This window comes from Phycicoccus mangrovi (assembly GCF_018729305.1).
Taxonomy (GTDB): domain Bacteria; phylum Actinomycetota; class Actinomycetes; order Actinomycetales; family Dermatophilaceae; genus Phycicoccus; species Phycicoccus jejuensis.
Genome location: NZ_JAHHWP010000018.1, coordinates 1 through 22,037 on the forward strand (window position 1 = coordinate 1; position 22,037 = coordinate 22,037).

16 protein-coding genes are annotated in these 22,037 nt (G+C 72.7%); 9 read left to right on the plus strand and 7 right to left on the minus strand.

Annotation, left to right across the window (positions count from 1 at the left end):
• Positions 1-43: 43 nt before the first annotated feature.
• On the plus strand, positions 44-5,770 hold the full coding sequence (gene mobF / locus KMZ30_RS16255) for a MobF family relaxase (RefSeq protein WP_215520065.1): 5,727 nt from the start codon (positions 44-46) through the stop codon (positions 5,768-5,770).
• A gap of 139 nt (positions 5,771-5,909) precedes the next feature.
• Here the strand turns inward: mobF and KMZ30_RS16260 are convergent, their stop codons facing one another.
• Entirely contained in the window at positions 5,910-6,134 is a 225-nt protein-coding gene (locus KMZ30_RS16260) for a DUF305 domain-containing protein (protein WP_215514550.1), read from the minus strand.
• Between KMZ30_RS16260 and KMZ30_RS16265 the strand changes: the two genes are divergently transcribed.
• The 3 genes from KMZ30_RS16265 to KMZ30_RS22645 all read left to right on the plus strand — a co-directional run bounded on the left by KMZ30_RS16265 (position 6,125) and on the right by KMZ30_RS22645 (position 8,106).
• Entirely contained in the window at positions 6,125-6,481 is a 357-nt protein-coding gene (locus KMZ30_RS16265; protein WP_215514549.1) for an ArsR/SmtB family transcription factor, read from the plus strand. The two genes, KMZ30_RS16260 and KMZ30_RS16265, sit on opposite strands and share 10 nt — an antisense overlap.
• Positions 6,478-7,500, plus strand: coding sequence for a cation diffusion facilitator family transporter (locus KMZ30_RS16270; protein WP_215520066.1), 1,023 nt, complete (start codon positions 6,478-6,480; stop codon positions 7,498-7,500). Before KMZ30_RS16265 ends, KMZ30_RS16270 begins: the two co-directional genes overlap by 4 nt.
• Before the next feature lie 192 nt (positions 7,501-7,692).
• Positions 7,693-8,106 (plus strand): DDE-type integrase/transposase/recombinase, encoded by a 414-nt coding sequence (locus tag KMZ30_RS22645; RefSeq protein ID WP_226903461.1) that lies wholly within the window; start codon positions 7,693-7,695, stop codon positions 8,104-8,106.
• 363 nt (positions 8,107-8,469) lie between these two features.
• On the opposite strand, the gene KMZ30_RS16280 is transcribed toward KMZ30_RS22645, so the two are convergent.
• Positions 8,470-9,765: a sensor histidine kinase gene (locus tag KMZ30_RS16280; protein WP_215514523.1), complete on the minus strand. Its 1,296-nt coding sequence runs from the start codon at positions 9,763-9,765 to the stop codon at positions 8,470-8,472.
• Positions 9,766-9,928: 163 nt separating this feature from the next.
• On the opposite strand from KMZ30_RS16280, the gene KMZ30_RS16285 reads away from it, so the two are divergent.
• From KMZ30_RS16285 to KMZ30_RS16305, 5 genes are read left to right on the plus strand one after another with little or no spacing between them, the layout of a single operon-like run.
• Positions 9,929-10,570, plus strand: a complete 642-nt coding sequence (locus tag KMZ30_RS16285; RefSeq protein WP_215514522.1) for a hypothetical protein — start codon at positions 9,929-9,931, stop codon at positions 10,568-10,570.
• Positions 10,570-11,280 carry an ABC transporter ATP-binding protein gene (locus tag KMZ30_RS16290; protein WP_215514521.1) on the plus strand — a complete coding sequence of 237 codons (711 nt, stop codon included), beginning with the start codon at positions 10,570-10,572 and terminating at the stop codon, positions 11,278-11,280. Before KMZ30_RS16285 ends, KMZ30_RS16290 begins: the two co-directional genes overlap by 1 nt.
• Complete coding sequence (locus KMZ30_RS16295; RefSeq protein WP_215514520.1) at positions 11,277-12,008, plus strand: ABC transporter ATP-binding protein; 732 nt, start codon at positions 11,277-11,279, stop codon at positions 12,006-12,008. Before KMZ30_RS16290 ends, KMZ30_RS16295 begins: the two co-directional genes overlap by 4 nt.
• The gene (locus KMZ30_RS16300; protein WP_215514519.1) at positions 12,005-14,674 is read left to right on the plus strand and encodes an FtsX-like permease family protein; all 2,670 of its coding nucleotides are present in this window, start codon (positions 12,005-12,007) and stop codon (positions 14,672-14,674) included. The genes KMZ30_RS16295 and KMZ30_RS16300 overlap by 4 nt, the downstream gene beginning before the upstream one ends.
• A gap of 38 nt (positions 14,675-14,712) precedes the next feature.
• Positions 14,713-15,507, plus strand: a complete 795-nt coding sequence (locus KMZ30_RS16305; protein ID WP_215514518.1) for a response regulator transcription factor — start codon at positions 14,713-14,715, stop codon at positions 15,505-15,507.
• Here the strand turns inward: KMZ30_RS16305 and KMZ30_RS22650 are convergent.
• From KMZ30_RS22650 to lysX, 5 genes are all read right to left on the minus strand, one after another.
• Positions 15,504-15,911: a WhiB family transcriptional regulator gene (locus KMZ30_RS22650; protein ID WP_215514517.1), complete on the minus strand. Its 408-nt coding sequence runs from the start codon at positions 15,909-15,911 to the stop codon at positions 15,504-15,506. The genes KMZ30_RS16305 and KMZ30_RS22650 overlap by 4 nt on opposite strands.
• Positions 15,912-16,005: 94 nt before the next feature.
• Positions 16,006-16,557 (minus strand): hypothetical protein, encoded by a 552-nt coding sequence (locus KMZ30_RS16315; protein WP_215514516.1) that lies wholly within the window; start codon positions 16,555-16,557, stop codon positions 16,006-16,008.
• A gap of 209 nt (positions 16,558-16,766) precedes the next feature.
• A complete protein-coding gene (locus KMZ30_RS16320) occupies positions 16,767-17,597 on the minus strand; it encodes an SGNH/GDSL hydrolase family protein (RefSeq protein WP_215520067.1) in 831 nt (276 codons plus the stop codon).
• Positions 17,590-18,561, minus strand: coding sequence for an alpha/beta hydrolase (locus KMZ30_RS16325; RefSeq protein WP_215514514.1), 972 nt, complete (start codon positions 18,559-18,561; stop codon positions 17,590-17,592). Before KMZ30_RS16325 ends, KMZ30_RS16320 begins: the two co-directional genes overlap by 8 nt.
• 137 nt (positions 18,562-18,698) lie before the next feature.
• Complete coding sequence (gene lysX / locus KMZ30_RS16330) at positions 18,699-22,037, minus strand: bifunctional lysylphosphatidylglycerol synthetase/lysine--tRNA ligase LysX (RefSeq protein ID WP_215514513.1); 3,339 nt, start codon at positions 22,035-22,037, stop codon at positions 18,699-18,701.

A 22,037-nucleotide genomic window follows, 5' to 3' on the forward strand; every position in this document is an offset into this window, starting at 1 on the left:
CCCGGCACCCGGGTCAGCTCCACCGCTCGACGACGGAACTCCGGTGGCTTGGCAGCAGGCATCCCAGACTCCTCTCCGAGACGATCATCGCCTCAGCTCAGGTGTCCGGAAAAGCGGGTCAGGCTCCGACCCTCCAGTACCGCACGCCGCGCCCGCTGCTCATCATCTCGACGACCCATCACCACACCTCCACTCCCCAAAGCACCACCGCCCCCTCCCCGTGGACACCCAGCGCCACCCAACCTTCGCCGACGCTCGCGGCCGAAGTGCCGACCACCAGAACCATCCGACGACCCCGATCCCCAAAACGCCATCCACTGCACACCTCATGCATTCCGGGTCGTACCCGCCAGCGCGGCGGCGTCCACCGGGCGCCGGCGAGGTGCCTTTGGGCGGTGTGACCATGAGCCTGCACAAGCTCACCGCGGGCACCGGGTACACGTACCTGACCCGGCAGGTCGCCGCGCACGACCGCGCTCCCACCGCACGGGCCTCGCTCGCCTCGTACTACACCGAGCGCGGCGAGACCCCAGGCCGGTGGGTGGGCTCCGGGCTGGCCGGGATCGACGGGCTGCAAGTCGGGGACGAGGTCACCGAGGAGCAGATGCGGGCCCTGTTCGGGGCCGGGCTGCATCCCCTGGCGGCGGAGCGTTCCACCCGCCTTGAGGGCCCCGACCTGACCGGTCCGGCCCTGCGCGCCGCCACCCGGCTCGGGACCCCCTACAAGGTCTACACCCACGACACCCCGCACTTCCTCGTCGAGGTCGCCCGCCGCGTCGAGGAGCACGCGGCGACGCTCGGACACCCGCGTGACTACCCGGTGGACGCCGACACCAAGGCCGCCATCCGCAGCGCCGTGGCAGCCGAGATGTTCGCCGCCGAGCACGGCCGAGTGCCCTCCGGCGCACGGGAGCTCGCCGCGGCGGTCGCCCGCTACTCACGCCCCCGCACGCGGGCGGTGGCCGGATTCGACCTCACCTTCTCCCCCGTCAAGTCGGTCTCCGCCCTCTGGGCGCTCGCACCACCGGACGTCGCGGCGCAGGTCGAACAGGCGCATCACGACGCCGTCCGCGACGCCCTGAACTACCTCGAAGAGCAGGCCGTCTTCACCCGGGAAGGGGCCGACGGCGTCCGGCAGGTCGAGACCACCGGGCTGGTCGCGGCCGCCTTCACGCACCGGGACTCACGCGCCGGCGACCCCGACCTGCACACCCATGTCGCCGTCGCCAACAAGGTGCAGGCCCGCGGGTCCGGGTCGTGGCTGGCCATCGACGGGCGGATCCTCTACAAGGCGCACGTCTCCGCGTCGGAGACCTACAACACTGCCCTCGAAGCCCACTTGCGGCGCCGGCTCGGTGTCCGCTTCGCCGCCCGTCCCGGCCCCGGCGCAGACACTCGCCCGGTGCGGGAGATCGTCGGCATCGACCCGGCCCTCCTGGCCCGGTGGTCCAGCCGCCGGCAGCTCATCGACACCCGCCGAGAGGCGCTCGCGACGACCTTCCAGCACGACCACGGCCGCCCCCCAACGACCGTCGAGGCGCTGCACCTCGCCCAGCAGGCAACCCTCGAGACCCGCGAGGACAAGCACCCGCCCTGCACGCTCGACGAGCAGCGCACCGCGTGGCGGCGAGAGGCTGACGCCGTCCTCGGGGAGCACCGGGTCGACGCGATGGTCCGGGCCGCGGTGGCCCGGGACCGTGGACGCGGCGCCCCGCCGCCGGACCGGGTCTGGGTCGAGCGGACCGGGAAGTCGGTCCTCAACGAGCTGCAGTCGCGACGCTCGACCTGGCAGGTCTGGCACGTGCGGGCCGAGGCCCAGCGGCAGGTCCGCGCCCTCCACCTCGATCCGCACCTCCTCCAGAGTGTCGTCTCGCTCGTGACCGACACCGCGCTCGCCTGCTCGGTACGCATCACGCCCGACAGTGACGGGATCCCAGAGCCTCAAGTCCTGCGCCGCACCGACGGCAGCAGCGTCTACGAGGTGGCCGGCGAGACCCTCTTCACCAGCTCGGCGATCCTTGCCGCCGAGGAGCGGATCATCACCGCAGCCGGGGTCGCAGACCGTCCCGTCTGCAGCGAGGAGGCGATCTCGCTGATCCTGCTGGAGCACGCCGCCAACGGCGCCGCCCTCAACCCAGGACAGGCGGCCCTGGTGCGGAGCATGGCCAACTCTGGCGCTCGCATCCAGCTCGCCCTCGCCCCGGCCGGCGCCGGGAAGACCACCGCCATGCGGGCCCTCACGTCGGCCTGGACCGAGGGCGGCGGCACCGTGCTGGGACTGGCCCCCTCCGCCGCCGCCGCGTCGGTCCTGCGCGAAAGCACGGGAGCCCCCACCGACACCCTCGCCAAGCTGGCGTGGTCGCTCACCCACGAGGCCGACCGCCCCGCGTGGGTCGAGAACATCGGCCCCAAGACCTTGGTCATCGTCGACGAGGCCGCGATGGCCGACACCCTCACCCTCGACACCGTCATCACCCACGTCCTCGAGCGCGGCGGTCAGGTCCGTCTGATCGGCGACACCCGCCAGCTTTCCGCCATCGGCGCCGGCGGCATCCTGCGCGACATCGCCGACGTCCACGGCGCTGTGCACCTGCATCAGCTCATGCGCTTCACCGACCCCGCCGAAGGCCTCGCCTCGCTCAGCCTGCGCGACGGACGCCCCGAGGCGCTCGGCTTCTACCTCGACCACCACCGCGTCCACGTGGGCGACACCGGCGCCATCACCGAGGCCGCGTTCCTCGCCTGGGCAACCGACCGCTCGGCGGGACGGGACAGCCTCATGCTCGCGCCCACCCGCGAGCTCGTTGCGGCCCTCAACGAGCGCGCGCAGACGCATCACCTCGGCAACGTCCCGCGCGCTGGGGGCATCCCCTTGGCCGACGGTGCCTACGGTCACGTCGGGGACGTCGTCATCACCCGACGCAACGCCCGACGCCTCGCCCTCTCCAGCACCGACTGGGTCAAGAACGGCGACCGCTGGAACATCGTGGCCATCGCGGACGACGGGTCAGTCACCGTCCGGCACATTCGTTCCCACCACCCGGTCACGCTGCCCCCGGCCTACGTCCACGACAGTGTCGAGCTTGGGTACGCCGCCACCACCCACGCCGCCCAAGGCCTCTCCGTAGACACCGTCCACGGCCTCGCCACCGGCACCGAGAGCCGCCAGCAGCTCTACACGCTCCTGACTCGGGGCGCCGACGCCAACCACCTCTACCTCCAGCTCGCCGGAGACGGAGACCCCCACAGCACCATCCGACCAGACGCCATCCACCCACCCACCGCCACCGAGGTCCTCGAGTCAATCCTCGCCCGCGACGACGCCCCCTGCTCCGCGACGACCCTGCGCCGTGTCGCCGCCACGCCCGAATCGCAACTCCACGCGGCCGTCACGCGATACACCGACGCCCTCCACGTCGCGGCCAGCCACCACCTCGGCCGGTCCGCGATAGCGCAGCTCGACCGTGACGCCGATCGGCTCGTCCCCGGAATCCTCGACGAGGCCGCCTGGCCCAGCCTGCGCTCCCATCTCACCCTGATGGCCGTGGTCGGCACCGCACCAGCTGACGCACTTGCCGAGGCCATCGGCCAGCGGGATCTCGACAGCGCCTCCGACCGGGCCGCCGTCCTCACCTGGCGCCTCGACGACTGGCGGCTGCGGCTGAGCGGTCCGGGACCCCTCCCCTGGCTCCCCCCGGTCCCGTCCGCCCTGGAGGCGGACGGCGACTGGGGTGGCTATCTATGTGCACGTGGTGACCTGGTCCGTGCCTTGGCAGCACTTGTCCAGGACGTGCCAGCAACGGGACCACCTCCAGACTGGTGGCCGGCGGGGACGCGCGTCGAGCCCGATCTCCTGCAAGCAATCACGCTGTGGCGTGCGGCTCAGGGCGTGCCCGAGCACGACCTCCGACCCACCGGACCACCCATGCCGGTCAAGGCGGCCGCCCTGTGGCAGAACACGCTCGAGGCCCGGCTCGGCACCCGCTCTCCCGCCTTGGCTGAATGGGGTGACTTGTTGCGGAGGCTGGCTCCCAGAGCCTGCGGGGACTCCTTCACCCCTTTGCTCGCCCAACGGCTTGCGGCGGTGCACCGCTTTGGCTTGGACACCCTCAGCTTGCTCACGACCGCTGTCCTCGCGCCCCTGCCTGACAACCACGCCGCCGCCGCTCTCTGGTGGCGGATCAGCCGCCACCTCTCGCCCTCCGTCGCCCACCATGTCGAGAACACCCTGCCCGTCAGCACCGACTGGACGCAGTGGCTGACACGCGTCACCCCGTCACCCGACGGTGAGCCCTTCATCTCCAGCCCCTGGTGGCCTTCCCTCCTCACGCTCCTCGACGAGGCCACCGCTCGCGGCACCCGCTCCGCCGAGCTCGAGCAGCTCTGTGCTGACGCCCAACTGGTCGAACCCGAGGTCGACCCTTGCCAAGCCCTGGTCTGGCGCCTCAGCCTGTTGTCCGATCCACCCCCCACCGACGACCGACCACGGCCAGAGGACTTCGCCGACGACGAGGCCGAGCGTGAGCACCCCGGCCAGACCCCTCGCGGCGACCCGGCCCCCGAGACGCCCTCCTTCGACGAGCTGCAGACCCGCCTGACGGCGGCCGTCCTGGTTCGCCGCGCGACGGAACCGCTCCCTCGCGACGACCACGAGATCGAGCAGATGGTTCGACAGGCCGCCGCGTGGGACGACGCGCCCTTCACCCGGGTCCGCGCCGCAGCGCTCAACGCCCAGGCGCGCGACTACTACGCCAGCCTCCTCAACACTGCCTGGGCCGGGCCGTACCTACGAGAGCGTCTCCGTCTAGAGACCCCACCGCCGGGCGCCGGCTACGCGCCACCCGGCTGGACGCATCTCACGCGACGCTTGACTGACCTGGGCGCTACTCCGGACGAGCTCATCGCCATCGGCCTCAGCTGCCGAACCCAGAGCGGCGGTCTCGTCGACCGGTTCCGCGACCGACTCATCTTCCCCGTCACCGACGACGGCGTCGTGCTCGGCTTCGTCGCGCGCCGTCACCCCGAGGCTGATCACCACCGCGGGCCGAAGTACCTCAACACGTCGAGCACAGTCTTGTTCGACAAGGGCTGTGTGCTTTACGGGATGGACCGGACTATCTCTCGAGCGGGAGCCATCCCCGTCGTGGTCGAAGGGCCTCTGGACGCGGAGGCGATCACCGCGGCAGGGGCAGGCCGCTACCGTGGCGTGGCTGTCATGGGAACGGCCCTCACGCCGACCCAGGCTCGTCTCATCGCCAGCCTGCACGCGAGCCCAGTCGTCGCGTTCGACCATGACGCTGCCGGCCGCGCAGCGACGGAGCGGACATTCTGGCTGCTCGCAGCGCGTGGCGCGATGCCACGAGAGGTGTCATTGCCTCAAGGAGCAGACCCGGCCTCTTTCGTTCACGACCAGGGACCAGTGGCTCTGGCCGAGCTCCTCTCGAGAAGCACCCCCATCGCCGACCGCCTCACCCATGAACTCCTCAACCGTGATGACCCAGCGGCTTGGGCTGCCGCGTGCCGCGTGATCACGGCTGACGACCCGGCGGTGTGGACCGAGCGGGCACAGCAAGCACACCGGCACGGCACGCTTCCCCCGATCGAGGTCCTCCGCTCGCTGGTCGAGGCGGCTGAGGCTTGGAATGATCAGATCGCATCCGGACGCCCGTGGACTCCGAACACCACCACGCAAAATTGGGCGCGGAGGGCCACCGCACGTCCACTTGGCCAGAGAGCCGAAACTTCAGCGACGGCGCCTCGGTGGCGATAGGACCGCGGCGTCAGAGCTGACGGGCACAGACGGCTGGTCTCCGGATGATCGTCGTGCTGCGCGCGGGGAACGTCACCCCTCCCCGCGGACAACGGCGTCGACAAGGCCGCGTCGGACGAGGTCGAGCACCACTGCGAGGTCAGCCGAGCAGGCGCCTCATGGTGGCGATCTCCTGCTGGGGCTTGGTGATGGCCTCGGCGAGGGCACGCACCTCGGCGTTTTTGGTGCTGCTGAGGACGCCCTGGGCCATGGTGAGGGCGCCCTGGTGGTGGGCGATCATCATCGTGAGCCACCGGCGGTCGAAGTTGATGCCGGTGGCGGTCCGACACTCCTCCCGGGCGCTAACCTTTGCGCATGCACGCAAACATCGAACCTCCGGTCTGGGGTGAGGACGTGGTCACCCTCGCCGTCGAGGTCCTGCGGATGCTCGCCGACCCCACCCGCCTGCAGCTGGCCGGGCTGCTGCTCGACGAGGAGCGCTCGGTCAGCGAGCTCGCCGAGGCCCTCGAGCGTCCGGTCCCCGCGGTCTCCCAGCACCTCGCCAAGCTGCGCATGGCCCGTCTGGTCACCTCGCGTCGGCAGGGCCAGACCGTGCTCTACCGGGTCGAGAACGGTCACGTGCGCCAGCTCGTCGTCGACACCGTCGGGCACGTCGAGCACCTGCTCGAGAACGTGCCCGCCCACCACCGCAGCGAGGGAGGAGCGCGATGAGCCACACCACGCGCACCGTCGCCGCCGGCCACGGCCACGACCACGACCACGACCACGGTGGCTCGCCGGTGGGCCGGCTGCGGCACGCCGTCTCCGAGCTGCTCGGGGGTCACTCGCACGACGCGGCCGACCGCATCGACGACGCGGTGCAGGGCACCACCGCCGGCCGTCGGGCCCTGTGGGTCAGCCTCGCCGGCCTCCTCGTCACCGCGGCGCTGCAGGGCGTCGTGGTCGCCTGGTCGGGGTCGGTGGCGCTGCTCGGTGACACCCTGCACAACCTCGTCGACGCCGGCACCGCCGTCCCCCTGCTGTTCGCCTTCGCCCTCGCCGCCCGCGGCCGTTCGGACCGGATGACCCACGGGTGGGGTCGCGCCGAGGACCTCGCCGGCCTCGTGGTCGTCGTGATGATCGCCCTGTCCGGCGTCCTCGTCGCGTGGGAGAGCATCACGCGGTTGCTCGACCCGCGTCCCGTCGACCACCTCTGGGCCGTCGCCGCCGCGTCGGTCGTCGGCTTCGTCGGCAACGAGTGGGTCGCGCGCTACCGCATCCGCATCGGACGTCAGATCGGGTCCGCGGCCCTGGTCGCCGACGGCCTGCACGCGCGCACCGACGGCTTCACCTCGCTCGCGGTGCTCGTCGGCGCCGGCGGCGTCGCCGCGGGCTGGGACTGGGCCGACCCGGTCGTCGGCCTGCTCATCACCGCCGCCATCGTCGGCGTGCTGCGCTCGGCCGCCCGGTCCGTCGGCGCCCGGCTCGTCGACGCCGTCGACCCGGACCTCGCCCGCCGCGCTCGCGTCTCCGCCGCGGGCGTCGACGAGGTCCACGGCGTGGACGACGTCCGGCTGCGCTGGTCGGGGCACGCCCTCCTCGTCGACGCCTCGGTGACCGTGGACGCCACGACACGGCTCGACGTGGCCGACGCCGTCGCCGCCCACGTCGAGGAGCACCTGCGGGCCGACCTGCCCCACGTCGGTGCGGTCATGGTCCGGGTGCGCGGACAGGCGTCCCCAGCCCTCTGAGGCATGGTCCGCTCCTGGCGCTACGACGCCGTCGCCCGCCCGCCCTCGAAGGGGGCGGTTGCTGATGCCGAGCTGACCGCCACGATCCAGCGGGTGCACCTTGACTCTCGCGGCTCGTACGGCGCCCTGAGGGCGCACGCAAGGTGCGCCCGGGGCTCGGCCTCGCATGCGGCCCAAGTGCGTGGCCGGCTGATGCGTCAGGCCGGACTGGTCGGGGTGTGTCATGGCTGCACGCGTGGGCACCGCCCGGTACCGGCCACGCACGGGGACCTAGTGCAGCCGGTGTTTACGGCGGGTGGCCCAGATCGGGTGTGGTTCACCGACGTCACCCAGCACAGAGCGAGCGACGGGTGGGTGTACTGCTGCGCGGTGATCGACGCCCGTAGCCGGCGGGTCGGGAGCTGGTCGATCCCCGACAACACTCGCGCCGAGCTGGTCGTTGGCTCCTTGGAGGTGGCCGACTGGCAACGCTGGCCCGCGCCGGGCACGATCCTGCACGCCGACCGCGGATCCCGGCACGCCTCGTGGTTTTCGACCATCGCCAGCGCGACGCCGGCCTCCTCGGGTCGATGTGCAGGGCCGCCTCCAGAGTGGACAGCGCCCTGATCGAGTCGCTCTGGTCCACCACGCACCGCGAGCTCCTCGACCGCCGCGACTGGCCCTCACGGGTCGAACTTGCTGCCGCGATCTGCGGTTGGCCTGATGCAACGCCACTGACGACACTCTCGCTCGGCTACTGGTCCTCGCACGGGTACGAAGCCGTTGATACCACCGCCATCACCGCACCATGGTCACCGGGCCGAATTTGTCCGGGCACCATGAACAGGCTCCGGCCCGGGCGCGTTGACTCAGACGCCCCTAGGCTCCCCTGTGACTGCGGCGAGGGGCGAGCCAGGCACCCTTTTCCCGCCGATGTCACGAGCCGTGACGTGATGTTCAGTTCCATGAGCGTTGCCCGCGTCTCACCGATCATTGATCCATCTCGGGCGGCGTTGGCACGAACAGGGTGAACCGCGTGGGGGCTCGGTCCGACAGCACGAGACGCGCCTGGGCGGCCGACGCCATGGTCCGTGCCATCGAGAGGCCCACGCCGGATCCGGACCCCGTCGTGACCCCCCGCTCAAAGGGATCGCGCACGGCCACGTCCACCTCCCCCTCGTCGAGGACGTCCACGGCGAGCGCCCCGGCGACAGCGCGGGCGACGAGGCGCACCCGGCCGCGTCCGTGCGTGAGGGCGTTCTCGAGCAGCACGTCGACGACGTGGCCCACCGTCCGACCGGCGACCGGGACGGCGGCGACGTCGTCCGCGACCTCGGACTCGAGCCGTCGGCCGCGCTCGGCGAGGGGACCACGCCAGCGGTCCTCGGCGGCGGCGACCACCGCGCCTAGGGGCTCCGTCGGCGCGGCCGGGCCGGCCGTCGAGGCACCTGCCCGTGCGGCGTGGAGGACGTCGGCGACGGTGTCCTGCAGATGGGCGATGTCGGCTCGTGACTGCCGGACCCACTCACGGGTGACGGTTCCGGGGTCGGCCTCGGCGGCCTCGAGCCGCAGACCCAGTCGGGCCAGTGGGGTCCGCAACTGGTGGGAGGCGTCGGCGCTGAACCGACGCTCCCGATCGAGGACCTCGCTCAACGCGTCGACCATCGTGTTCTGGGCCGTGGCCAGCCCGTCGAGCTCGAGGACGTCGCTCCGCCGGGCCCGGACTCCGAGGTCGCCCTCTCCGATCCGGACGGCCGTGGCGGTGAGCTCCTCGAGGGGACGGACGAGCCGGCGCGACTGCCGCCGGGCGACCGCGACCCCGACCGTCAGGGCGAGCACCGCACCGGCCGTGAGCAGGCCCCAGGCGAGGGCCACCTGACGCCACACCTCCCCCCTCGACTCGCTCGCCTCCACGACGGCGACCACGCGCTCGTCACTGACGACAGGGACCGCGGCGACGACGCGGTCACCCTCCGGACCTCGGGTCGGGGTGCCGCGCAGCGCGGCGGTCACAGCGGTCCCGCCGCTCGTGGGGCCGTCCCCCGCGGTCCGCCGCCCGTCGGTCCCGTACACGGCGAGGGTCGTTACCTCGTCGGTCGGCGGCAGCTCGACCGGGTCGGTGGGGTCGGAGGTCACGGCCCGGGTGGCGGCGAGCGCCGTGACCTGCAGCTCTGCGAGCTCGCGCTCGAGGAGCAGTGACCGGCTGACAACCGCCAAGGGCACCGCGAAGAGGGTCATCGCGACGACCGCCGCGACGACGGCGACCCTCGTGACGCGTCTGCGCATGGCGCCCATCCTCGCGCGTCCGGGCCTTCCGAGCCCCCTCGTCCACGCCGTCCGCGAGGTTTTGCCGTCCTCTAACCCGCCTCGGAGGTTCGCTTCACCGAGCCCTCTCTAGCGTCGAGAACACGCCCGGCACAAGGGAACCCACCGACCGAGGAGAGCAGTCGTGAACACCCCCCTCCCCCGCACCACCACCCGCCGCCGCCTCGCCGCAGGACTCTCGATCCTCGCCCTCGGCACGGCCGTCCTCGCCGGTTGCGGCGCCGGCTCGTCCGCCGGCGCCTCCGGCGGGTCCGGGTCGGGCGGATCCGCCTCCGGCCCCGACCCCGTCGCGACGGAGGTGAACCCCCCCGGCGACATCCCGGACAACCAAGCCTTCGTGGCCTACCAGGTCCCGGGCTCGTCGGTGAGCGTCAAGGTCCCCGAGGGCTGGTCGCAGTCCGGGTCCGGGCAGGACACGACCTTCACCGACAAGCTCAACAGCGTCGAGATCGCCGTGTCCTCGGCCGCGTCCGCGCCGACGGTCGACTCGGTCAAGTCCTCCGACGTCGCGTCCCTGAAGTCCTCCACGTCCAACTTCGAGCTCCGGAAGGTCGAGACCGTCACGCGCAAGGCCGGCGACGCCGTGCTCCTCACCTACAAAGCCGACTCCAAGCCCGACTTAGTGACGAACAAGGTCGTGCGGGACGCCGTCGAGCGGTACACGTTCTACCGGAACGGCACCCGCGTCGACCTGACCCTCAGCGGGCCGGAGAACGCCGACAACGTCGACCCGTGGCGTATCGTCAGCGACTCGGTGACGCTGTGATGACCGCGGTCGCCACGCCGGCCCGTCCGGCCGACCCCGAGACCGCGGGTCCGGCCCTACGCGCCGACCACCTCTACCGGTTCTACCGGGCCGGCGAGGAGGAGACCCTGGCGCTTCAGGGCGTCACCTTCGAGGTCGCCGCTGGCGAGGTCGTCGCCGTCGTCGGCCCCTCCGGGTCCGGCAAGTCGACCCTCCTCGCCTGCCTCGCCGGTCTCGACGACCCGTCGGGAGGCACCGTCTCGGTCGCCGGGACCCGGATGAGCCACCGCCCCGAGCACGAACGGGCCGCCCTGCGCGCCGACCGGGTCGGAGTGCTTCTGCAGTCCGGCAACCTCGTGCCGCACCTCACCGTAACCGGCAACATCGAGCTCGCCCAGGCGGCCGCCTCCCCCGGACGCGACCTGCCCACAATCGCCGATCTCGTGGGGTCCGTCGGGCTCCAGGGCCGAGCGGGGGCACTACCGCGCGAGCTCTCCGGAGGCGAACAGGCCCGGGCGGGCCTCGCCGTGGCCCTCGCGAACGCGCCGGCTGCCCTCCTCGCCGATGAGCCGACGGGCGAGCTCGACGGCACCACCGAGGAGCGCGTCCTCGCCCTGCTCCGCCGCACCGCGGACGACGGCACCGCGGTCCTGCTCGTGACCCACAGCGAGGCCGCCGCGCACCTCGCCGACCGGGTCGTCACGCTCGAGGACGGGCGGGTGGCGTCATGACCCTGCCCGCCGCCCCCGCCCGTCCTCGTCCCACCGACTCCCTCGCGGTGGCCCGCTGCCGCGACGCCGCCCGCACCTACGGTCGCGGCCCGTCCGCCGTCGTCGCCGTCCACGGCGCAACCGCGGACCTGGACCCCGGAGACCGGGTCGCCCTCGTCGGCCCGTCCGGCTCCGGGAAGTCGACCCTCCTGCACCTCCTGGCCGGGCTGGAGCGCCCGACCTCGGGAACCGTGGAGTGGCCGGCGCTCGAGGCCCGGGACGGACAGCCGGATACGCCGTCAGTCCCGGGTGTGGCCGTCGTCTTCCAGGGGCCGAGCCTCGTCCCGACACTCGACGTCCTGGAGAACGTCCTCGTCCCGCTCCAGCTCAACGGCGTGCCCGACGCGCTGGCCGTTGAGCGCGCCCGGGCCGCCCTCGACGCCGTCGACGTGGGTGACCTCGCCGCGCGGCTGCCCGAGGAGCTGTCCGGCGGCCAGGCCCAGCGCGTCGCCGTCGCCCGAGCGCTCGCCACCGAGCCGCGGGCAATCCTCGCCGACGAGCCGACCGGCCAGCTCGACGCGAGCACCGGCCGCCACGTCGTCGACGCCCTCCTCGCCGCCGCTGACCGGGCCGGTGCAGCCCTGCTCGTCACCACCCACGACCATCGCGTCGCCGACCGATTCCGGACCCGCTGGGTCATGGAGGAGGGCCGACTGCGCACCGACCCCACGACGGGAGCCACCCGATGAGACGCCGCCTCTCCTTCCTCTGGCTCGGCGGGCTCGTCCGCCACCGCGCCCTGCTCCTCGCGGCCACCGCGAGCGGGATCGCTCTCGCCGTCTCACTCGTCACCGTGCTCGGCGCGTTCCTCACGACCTCGCAGGCCACGATGACGCAGCGGGCCCGCGCCAGCGTGGCCGCCGACTGGCAGGTCGAGGTCCAGCGGGGCGGCGACGCCGCCGCCGTGCACGAACAGCTCGTGCACACCCCCGGCGACGCCGCGGTCTCGGCCGTCCACCTCGGCCAGAGCACCGGGTTCGGGTCGACGACCGGGGGGTCATCGCAGACGACCGGCCCCGGCGTCGTCCTCGGGCTTGGACCCGACTACCGGTCCACCTTCCCCGACCAGGTCCGGCAGCTGGCCGGCAGCCCGTACGGTGTCCAGCTCGCCCAGCAGACCGCAGCGAACCTCAAGGTCGCACCCGGCGACACCGTGAGCATCGGGATCCAGGGCGGGAAGCCGGTCACCGTGACGGTCGCGGGGGTCGTCGACCTGCCGCAGGCCAACTCGCTCTTCCAGCGGGTCGGCGCGCCCCCGCAGTCCCAGCCCGTGGCACCACCGGACAACGTTCTGCTCCTGCCCGACGCCCGGTTCTCGCAGGTCTTCGGACCCGTCCCGGGCCAGGTGACCACCCAGTTCCACGTCCGCCGCGACGCGCCGCTGCCGAACGACCCCGCGGGGGCGTACACCAAGGACTCCGGTGCGGCCCGCAACGTCGAGGCGGCCTCCGCCGGCGCCGCGCTCGTCGGCGACAACCTCGGCGCGGCGCTCGACGGCGCCCGCGGGGACGCCGCCTACGCCCGGATGCTCTTCCTCTTCCTCGGCCTGCCCGGGGTGCTCCTCTCGGCGATGCTCACCGTCGCCGTCGTCGGGGCGGGCGCCGCCCGCCGTCGCTCCGAGCAGGCACTCCTGCGGACCCGCGGCGTCGCCCAGCGGGCCGTCGTCCGGCTCGCCGCCGCCGAGACGGCGCTCGTCGCCGTCGCCGGGAGCGCGGTCGGGATCCTCGGGGCGACCGTCCTGTCACGGACGGCCCTCGGGGCCGCCGTCACCGGGAGCGCCGGCACCCTCGCCGTCTGGGCCGGGGTCGCCACCGTCGTCGGGCTGCTCATCGCGGTCGGCTCGACCCTCGTGCCCGTGTGGCGCGACCTCCGGTCCGGCCGGGTCCTCGAGACCCGCCGCGAGTCACCGGCCGTCGGGTCCGTGCGGCTGCCCTGGTGGCTCCGTTCCGGGCTCGACGTCATCCTCCTCGTCCTGGCGGGCGTCGTCTTCTGGGCCTCGTCCGGCAACAACTACAGCCTCGTCCTCGCCCCCGAGGGCGTGCCGACCATCTCGGTGTCGTACTGGGCCTTCCTCGGCCCGGCGCTGCTCTGGCTCGGCGCCGCCGGCCTGCTCACCCGGGTCGTCCTGCTCGGTCTCCGGCACGGCCGGCCCGTCCTGGAGCGCGCCCTGCGTCCGGTCTCCGGGCGGCTCGCGGCCGCCGGCTCGGCGAGCATGTCGCGGCGCCGTCCGGCCCTCGCCCGGGCCGTCGTCCTCCTCGCCCTCGCCCTGTCGTTCGCCGCGTCGACCGCGACGTTCAACGCGACGTACGCGCAGCAGGCGGAGGTCGACGCCCTCCTGACGAACGGGGCCGACGTGACGGTCACGCTGCCCGCCGGTGCGAAGGCCGCGCCGGGCCTGGACGGCGAGCTCGCCGCGATCCCCGGGGTGAAGACGGTCGAGGGCATGCAGCACCGGTTCGCCTACGTCGGCGCCGACCTGCAGGACCTCTACGGGGTCCACCCGGACTCGATCGCGTCGGTGACCGCGCTGCAGGACGCCTACTTCACCGGCGGTACCGCGGCCGAGGTGCTGCACCGGATCCAGTCCCAGCCGGACTCGATCGTCGTCAGCGCCGAGACCGTCAAGGACTACCAGCTGCATCTCGGGGACACCCTCAAGCTGCGGCTGCCCGACCCGAACGGTGGCGCGGCCAAGACGGTGCCCTTCCGGTACGCCGGCATCGTCAACGAGTTCCCGACGGCGCCGAAGGACAGCTTTTTCGTCGCCAACGCCGACTACGTCGCGAAGGCGACGGGCAACGCCTCGGTCAACACCTACCTCGTCGACACCGGCGGGTCGAACCAGCAGGCGGTCGCGGCGCAGGCGAAGGGCCTCGTCGGGACGGACGCCACCGTCACCGACATCACCCAGGCCCGCGGCCAGGTCGGGTCCAGCCTCACCTCGGTGAGCCTCGACGGCCTGACCCGGATCGAGCTGGCCTACGCGATCGTCCTGTCCGTCGCGGCCGGCGCGCTCGTCCTCGGCCTCGGCATCGCCGAACGCCGCCGCAGCTTCGCAATCCTCTCCGTCCTCGGGGCGAAGCGGCGCCAGCTGTCCGGGCTCGTCGCCGGCGAGGGCGCGTTCCTCGTCACCGCCGGGATCCTCGGTGGTGGCGCCATCGGGGCGGGCCTGTCGGCGATGCTCGTCAAGGTCCTCACCGGGGTCTTCGACCCGCCGCCCTCGAGCGTGGCCGTCCCCGGCCTCTACCTCATCGGAACCGCCCTCGCGGTCACAGCTGCCGTCGCCGCCGTGGCCGGGGTCGGCGCCCGCGGCACGACCCGCCGACCGGCGGTCGAGGAGCTGAGGGAGCTGTGACCGCCACGCTGCCCGAGGGGCTTTCCTACCCTGGAGGCATGGTGCCCATGTACAACGACGACTGCCCCGACGTCCTCATCGTCGAGGACGACGAGGAGATCGGCCGCCAGGTCACCGACGGCCTGCGGGCCGCCGGCCACCCGACCCGGTGGAGCCGGACCGGACACGGCGGCATCGAGGAGGCCCGGCGGCGGCCGCCTCGGGTCGTCCTCCTCGACCTCGGCCTCCCCGACATCGACGGTGTCGACGTCGCCCGCCGGCTGCGGGCCGAGCACCCTGCGATGCTCGTCGTCGTCCTCACCGCCCGCAGCGACGACATGGACGTCGTCATCGGGCTCGACGCCGGCGCCGACGACTACCTCACGAAGCCGTTCTCGATGACGGTCCTGCTGGCCCGGTTGCGAGCGCACCTGCGCTCGCAACCGGCGCCCGCCGCCACGGCCGGGGCCAAACTGACGGTCGGACCCTTGCGAGTCGACGCGGCCGCCCGTCGCTGCGCCCTCGGCGACGTTGAGGTCGAGCTCCGCGCCAAGGAGCTCGACCTTCTCATCGCCCTCGCCTCGCGCGCCGGGTCCGCCGTCTCCCGCGAGAACCTCATGGCCGAGGTCTGGGACGAGAACTGGTTCGGATCCACGAAAACGCTCGACGTGACGATGGCAGCCCTCCGTCAGCGCCTCACGGCCGCCGCGGTTGCGGCCCGGGTGGCAGCGCCAGCAATCACGACCCTTCGCGGGCACGGGTACCGGCTCGAGCAGGCGGAAGTGCCAGAGGCGCTTCGGCTGGAGCGCTCGCCCATCACGGGCATGAGCGATCCCGGCTCGACGTCGATCTAGCCGGTCCCGGCGGTGACACCTCTCGGGCACTTGCCTGGACGACGCAAGCTCAGGTCTGCGGCACGCTCTTGCGCCCTGAGGCCACCCCAGACCCCCTCGTCGATGTCATGGTCGAGGGCGTAGTCGAGGCAATCCCGCCACACGGGGCACCCGAAGCACACTGCCTTGGCACGCTGGATGGCCGACGCCCGGTCACGGGATCGACCCTGCGGATGAAAGATCGCGGGGTCGTGCCCGGTGCACGCCGCCCGCTCCGCCCAGTGCAGCGGGTCTGGTCGGGATGCCGTGGGATCGAGAGCCCGCGGTGGTGACGCGGCACCGCCACGGGGCGCCGGCGCGTTCCCTCGCGGCGGGTCGGAGGGTCCCCACGGCGAGCCGTCGGACCTCGGTGGTGACGCGTGCAAGGCGCTCGGCCTCCCTTCGACTCCGGGGCTTCTGATGCGCTCATCGTGACCCGCGGAGGCTGAACAGGACCTGAGGGGCCGCCTGCTGCGGCGCTCACTGGCCCGGACGCATGTCCTCGCCCTCTGCGCCGGGAGGCTCGGGGCCGCCGGTGACGCGGTCGAGCACGTGGTGGAAGCGACGGACGTAGCGGTGGTCGAACCGGGCGGCCCGCTCTCTCGCGCGATCGGTCCGCGCCTGTGGGTACCGACCGGCCCACCACGAACCGGGTCGAGCGAGCCGGATCGCACCAATGACGGCGACAGGCGGAAGAAACACCCCGACCAGCGCGGTGCGGTACTTGCCCTTGGCGGCACAGACGAGCACCGCCGCCGTGGTGACGGCCACCAGGACCGACCCGGACCACCGCACCGTGAACTCGGTGTCATCGAGAGCGTCGACACCGAGTGGGTTGAGCCCTACCAGCAGCGCGAGCAGGCACACCACGGCAAGCCCGACCACGTGCGCCGAGGTCCGTCCCTGCTGCGTCCAGTACACGTCGTCGAGGTGGAGGATGTCCGCGAACTCGTCGAGGACCAGGCTCGACCCGGATCCGATGAGCGCAGCGGACACGAGGATCAGGCCGGGGTCCAGCGGGACCAGGGCCATGATCGCTCCGCTGATGAGGAGGCCGAGACCGGGCACGGCGTGGTGGACGTGAAGGCCCTCGGCGGTGACGGCGTTGCGCAACGAGCCGCGGCCGCTGCGGATGAGTCGGGTCAGGACGCGCACGAGGAGGTAGGTGGTGACGAAGGCGGCGAGACAGACCAGAAGTGGGAGCTTCCCGGGGATCAGAATGACCTCCCTCCACCAGTTGCTCACGAGGGGCCGCCCCTCGTCCCGGGCGCGGCGGGCCGGTCGAGTGCGCCCGAGCCAAGGGCGGTGTCGAGCACGGCGCGGGCCAGGAGGTCGTGCCCATCGGCGTCCGGGTGGTCCCCATCGTCCTGAAGGTCATCGGTCGGGTCTCGAGTGCCGTCAGGGCCGTCGAAGACGCCTCTTGTGTCCACGTACAGCGCCGCGTGGCGCCGGGCGACCCCGGAGATGACCGCGTCCACCGCCTCCGTCAGTCTGGCGCTGGCCGCGGTGAAGCCCGGTCCGCGCGCTGCCGCGACGGCTCCGTCGACGGAGACGTTCCAGTAGCCGATCAGGAGCACCAAGGGGTGTCGAGGAGACGCCATGGCCATCTGGGTGACCTGGTCCAGGTTCGCGCTCAACCGCTCGAGGTCGGCGCCCCAGCAGTCCTGCACCGCTGCCCGCTGGCACGACGGTGCGTCGAGCAGGTCGAGGTCGACGTCGTTCGCCCCGACCTGGACCAGCACGACATCGCTCGCGGCGAGATCCACGGCTGCCGAGTCGAGGACCGCGGCGACGACGTCCTCGCTGGTTGCGCCAGCGGCTGCGTCGTTGCGCACCGCCACCGCGCGGGAGGTGCGGGCCGCGAGGAGGTCGGCGAAGGTCTGAACGTAACCGGCGCAGTCGCAGCCGTAGCCGCTGGGAACGGAGTCACCGAGGGCCGTGACGGTCAACCGTGACGAGGCGGGAGCGCCGGCCGGGACCGTCGAGGCAGGCGCGCACCCGGCCGCCAGGGACGCGGCCGCGAGGACGAGCAACGGTCCGCGCCGCCGCGGCACTCGCGCGCTCTCAGGCATGGAATCCCGGCAGCGTCGCACCGAGCCAGGACATCGCCTGCGGGATGAGCGGCTGCCAGACCGCGTTGCGGTGGCCGCCACGGGGGAGCACTGCGGCCGTGACGTGGGTCGGGGGTCGCGCGGCGGCGAGGAACTGTGCCGAGCTGGGGTAGGAGAGCCGGTCCTCGCGGGAGGTCGCCATCCAGATGGAGACGGCCGCCGGCGTGCGCTTCGCGGCAGCGACGAGGTCGTAACCGCGCAGGTCGACCCCGGCCGGTGGAGCCGCCGAGCCGAAGTCGGGCCGGAAGTAGCCCTGGAGGACGATGGCGGCGCCGAAGACGTCCGGGTGTCGCATGGCGGCGGAGGCGGCGCACCACCCACCGAAGGAGTACCCCACTGCGGCCCAGGAACCGCGGTCGGTTCGCACCGGGAAGTGCTGAAGCACCCACCGGGGAAGGTCGCGGGTCAGCCAGGTCTCCACGTTGGGCGTCCCCGTGGCGGTGTCGACACACTCGGTGTCGAGCCCGCGAGGGACGTTGATCTGAGGGATGACGAGGATGCTGGGTGCCAGCAGCCGGCGCGAGGTGGCCTGGTCCTGTGCGTCCCCAAGGCCAGCGTTGAGGTAGGACTGCGGGCTGGAGGGGTAGCCGTGGAGACCGAGGACGACTGGGTACCTGCGGGGGGAGGCCGGGTCGTAGCCGACCGGCAGCTGCACGAGGACCTCGGCCGCTCCGGGCTGGGAGGGGGAGGTGACGCTGTAGCGCTGCAGCCGCTGACCGGGTCGCGGGAGCGGTGGTGGGATGGCGGTCGAGGCGCTGACGCCGAGGCCCGGTCCGCTCACAGGCCCGGCCAGCGCCGCCTTCGCGGTACCGACCGAGATGGTCTTGGCCGGCGCCGTCCCTCCGAAGAGGTCGGCCCAGGAGGTGTAGAACAGGAAGTGGTTGTTAAGGATCGTGCCGGTCAGGGCAAGAGTCAGGAATGCCACTAGCAGGGTCCGCACCGCTCGGACCGCGATCCGTTCGCCTGTGGTGGCGAGCGCGGGCCTGTCCAGCACTGACAGGACGGCTACGGCGAGCAGCAGCACGCCCAGGATCGTGGGCAGCGCGGGGCCGGTCAGGGACATCACTGCTCCTGGGTCTCGAGGGCGCGGCTCGCGGACGGCCGGACGAGGGGGAAGGCGAGCACAGAACGGATGGGCGTGTTGGTCAGCAACATCACGAGTCGGTCCATGCCGATGCCGAGACCGCCGGCGGGTGGCATGCCGAGTTCGAGGGCGTGCAGGAAGTCGGTGTCGAGCTGCATGGCCTCGGGGTCACCGGCGGCGGCGCGCCGCGACTGCTCGGTGAGCCTCTCCCGCTGGTCGACCGGGTCGGTGAGCTCGCTGTAGGCGGTGGCGACCTCCATCCCGGCGATGACCAGGTCCCAACGCTCGACCAGCCCCGGGGTCTGACGGTGCGGCCTGGTCAGCGGCGAGGTCTCCTGCGGGAAGTCGACGAAGAACGTGGGTGTGGTGGTGACCGGCTCGACAAGGTCGGCGTAGAGGTCCTCGATCATGGCGCCGGCCCCCGCGGCGGGTGCGAGCTCGATCCCGTGCAGCGCGCCCAGCCGACGAAGCTCCGCAGTCGGGGTGCTCAGGTCCACCGGCGCATCGAGGGCGGAGCTGACGGCTTCGAGGACGGGCACGACCGCCCAAGGGCCCGAGACGTCCATGAGGTTAACCCCGTCCAGGCCCCGTCGCAGCTGCCCGGGCTCGGGGCGGGGGATGACCTCGGCCCCGTGTACCGCGGTCGCCGCCTGCCGGACGAGGCGCTCGGTGAGCAGACGCATCTCGGTGTAGTCCGCGTGGGGGCGGTATGCCTCCAAAGCGGTGAACTCCGGGTTGTGGGTGGCGTCGGCTCCCTCGTTGCGGAAGTTCCGGCCGATCTCGAACACCGGGCCCATCCCGCCGACCAGGAGCCGCTTGAGGTACAGCTCGGGCGCGATCCGCAGGGAGAGCTCCATCCCGTAGGCGTTGCTCCACGTTTGAAAGGGCCGGGCGCTGGCGCCCCCGTGGACGGCCTGCAGGATCGGGGTGTCGACCTCAAGGTACCCCTCCGCCAGCAGACAGCCGCGCACGGCGCCCACCACGGCAGAACGTTGCCGCAGGAGAACCTGCTGCTCTGGATGGACCAGCAGGTCGGCGGAACGGTCCCGCACCCGCGCCTGTGGGGCATCCAGGCCGGTGAACGAGACAGGGCGCAGCGCCTTGGCCTCCGTGCGCCACTGCCCGGCGATGATGGAGCGGGTCCCGGTGCGCGACAGCCCGAGGGCTCCCCTGACCCGGACCAGGTCACCGACGTCGACAAGGGTCCGGAAGGCCCGACGAGAGGGCGGCCCGACGTGATCGTCGTCGAGCAGGACCTGGGCCCGCGCACCGCCGTCGGTCACCGTGGCGAACACCACTGCGCCGTGGTCCCGGATCGACTCGACCCGGGCGACCACCTCCACCGCCCGTCCGTCGGCCCACGCCAGGCCGAGCCCGGCCACAGTGTCCGATGGCTCACCCACTCCCACGGGGAACGGGTCGAGTCCGGCAGAACGCATCGCCGTCATCGCCGCGCGCCGGTTGCGTTCCTGTTGGCTGAGGCGCCGCCGGCCCGCGTCGGTGCCCGGCAGCACCTCCATCTCACGCACTCGGGCGAGGTGCTCGGCATCGAGAGGCCCGCTGCTCGGGGCGTTCCGCCAGGTCGGCACGAACCCTTCGGCGACCCCGCCGGCGAGCAGCACCTGGGGGAGAGCAGCGGGCTCGTCGTAGCAGTAGAAGCGAGGCACCCACGCCGGGTCGAACCGTCGGTTGAAGCGGTACAGCCGCTCCAGCTGCCAGAACCGGTCGAGCCGCGCGAGCAGCCAGGCCAGGCCGCGCAGGAAGGACCCGGCGGCCACCTGCTCGGCGCCCTCGAAGGTGTCGCGGAACATGCAGAAGTTCAGCGACACCCTCCGCACTCCGAGCTCCCGCGCGTTGGCCATCAGGTCGCTGACGAGCAGTTCGGTGACCCCGTTGGGCGCGCCGGGGTCGCGGCGCATGACGTCGAGGGACAGACCCGAGGTCCCCCACGGGAGGTAGGCAAGGAGACCGACGGGCCGCCCGTCGCGGTCCCGGGCCACCGAGTGCAGGATCCGGGCGTCGGCCGGGTCCGACGAGCGGTTGAGCGCCATCGAGAACCCACGGTCGGGTTCGCCGCCGCGCCAGGACTCGGCGTACGAGGCCAGCTCGGCGAGGGCCTCGGGCGCCAGATCACACTGGCGCACGTGGGTCACGGTGAGCCCGGTGCCACGCGCGTGGCGCGCCGCCCGCGTGACCTCCTTGAGGGCTGCCGCGGAGGGGTCCCATCTGCCGACCTCGAGGATCGCCTCGTCGCCCATCCGGCCGACCTTGAGGCCGGCGGCGGCGTAGGCCCGCGCCCCCCGCTCGCTGGCGCTGATCACCCCGGGGGTGAGTCCTCGGTCTCGGCATCCGCCGAGCCAGGCGCGCACGGCGCCGTCCCAGGAGTCGGGGTCGCCCACCGGGTCCGCGGCGGCCAGGGAGACGCCAGCCACGACCCGATGGGTCAGGGCCGCCTTCTGGTCACCCGAGAAGGTGACCTCCCGGTCGCGCCGCGTGGCGAGGTAGCCCAGCGAGTCGTGGCCGCCGTGTTCGCGCAGCAGCCGGCGGACGGCGACCTCAGTCTCGGGCCGCCAGGGTGTGCGGCGGAGGCTGGGGCGCAGTAACACCACGGCGGAGGCGAGCAGGGTCAGGGCAGCCAGTGCCGCCGTGGTGTGCACGAGCCATGGCGCTGTGCCCGACACCCCGGGGCGCGAGATGCCGGCGATCGCCGCGAGCACGGCACGCGTCACCGAGGCGGGGGTTGCGCCGTCGGCCTCGGTGGCCTCCACCAGGCCTGACGTGACCAGGACCGTAACAGCAGCACCGCCGCCCGCCGTGACGAGGGCCGCCGGGACGTGGCGTAGCCGCAGACGTCCCGTGAACCTGCCCCTGAGCCGCCACAGCCAGGCCAGGGCGATGGTGCCGGTGATGATGGCCAGGACGTCGAGGACCCTGCCGAGACCACCGCGCGACTGCCACAGCTCCACCCACCCTCCGGTCGGTCGGGGAAGGAGCGCCACCAGACCGACGGCGATCCCGACGACCTGGAAGGCGGCGGCGGCCAAGAGCCCGGCCCGCTTGCGGGCCAGCAGCGCCCGTGTGGTCAGCAGCAGGACCACCACGGACAGCAGGGTCGGTGCGACCGGGACGTTGACCAGGGCGAAGAGCCGCTCGACGGCCGACGGTCGCACGTCCTTGGTGACGAAGAGCACGAGGACGGTCGCACAGACGGTGGCCAGGGCCCAGGCCGAGGTGAGCAGCCGCGCGGCGGCAGGTGAGGCGAACCGTGCCGACTCGGGTGCGGGTGCGTCCCGACAGGGTGTACCTCCAAAGGTCAT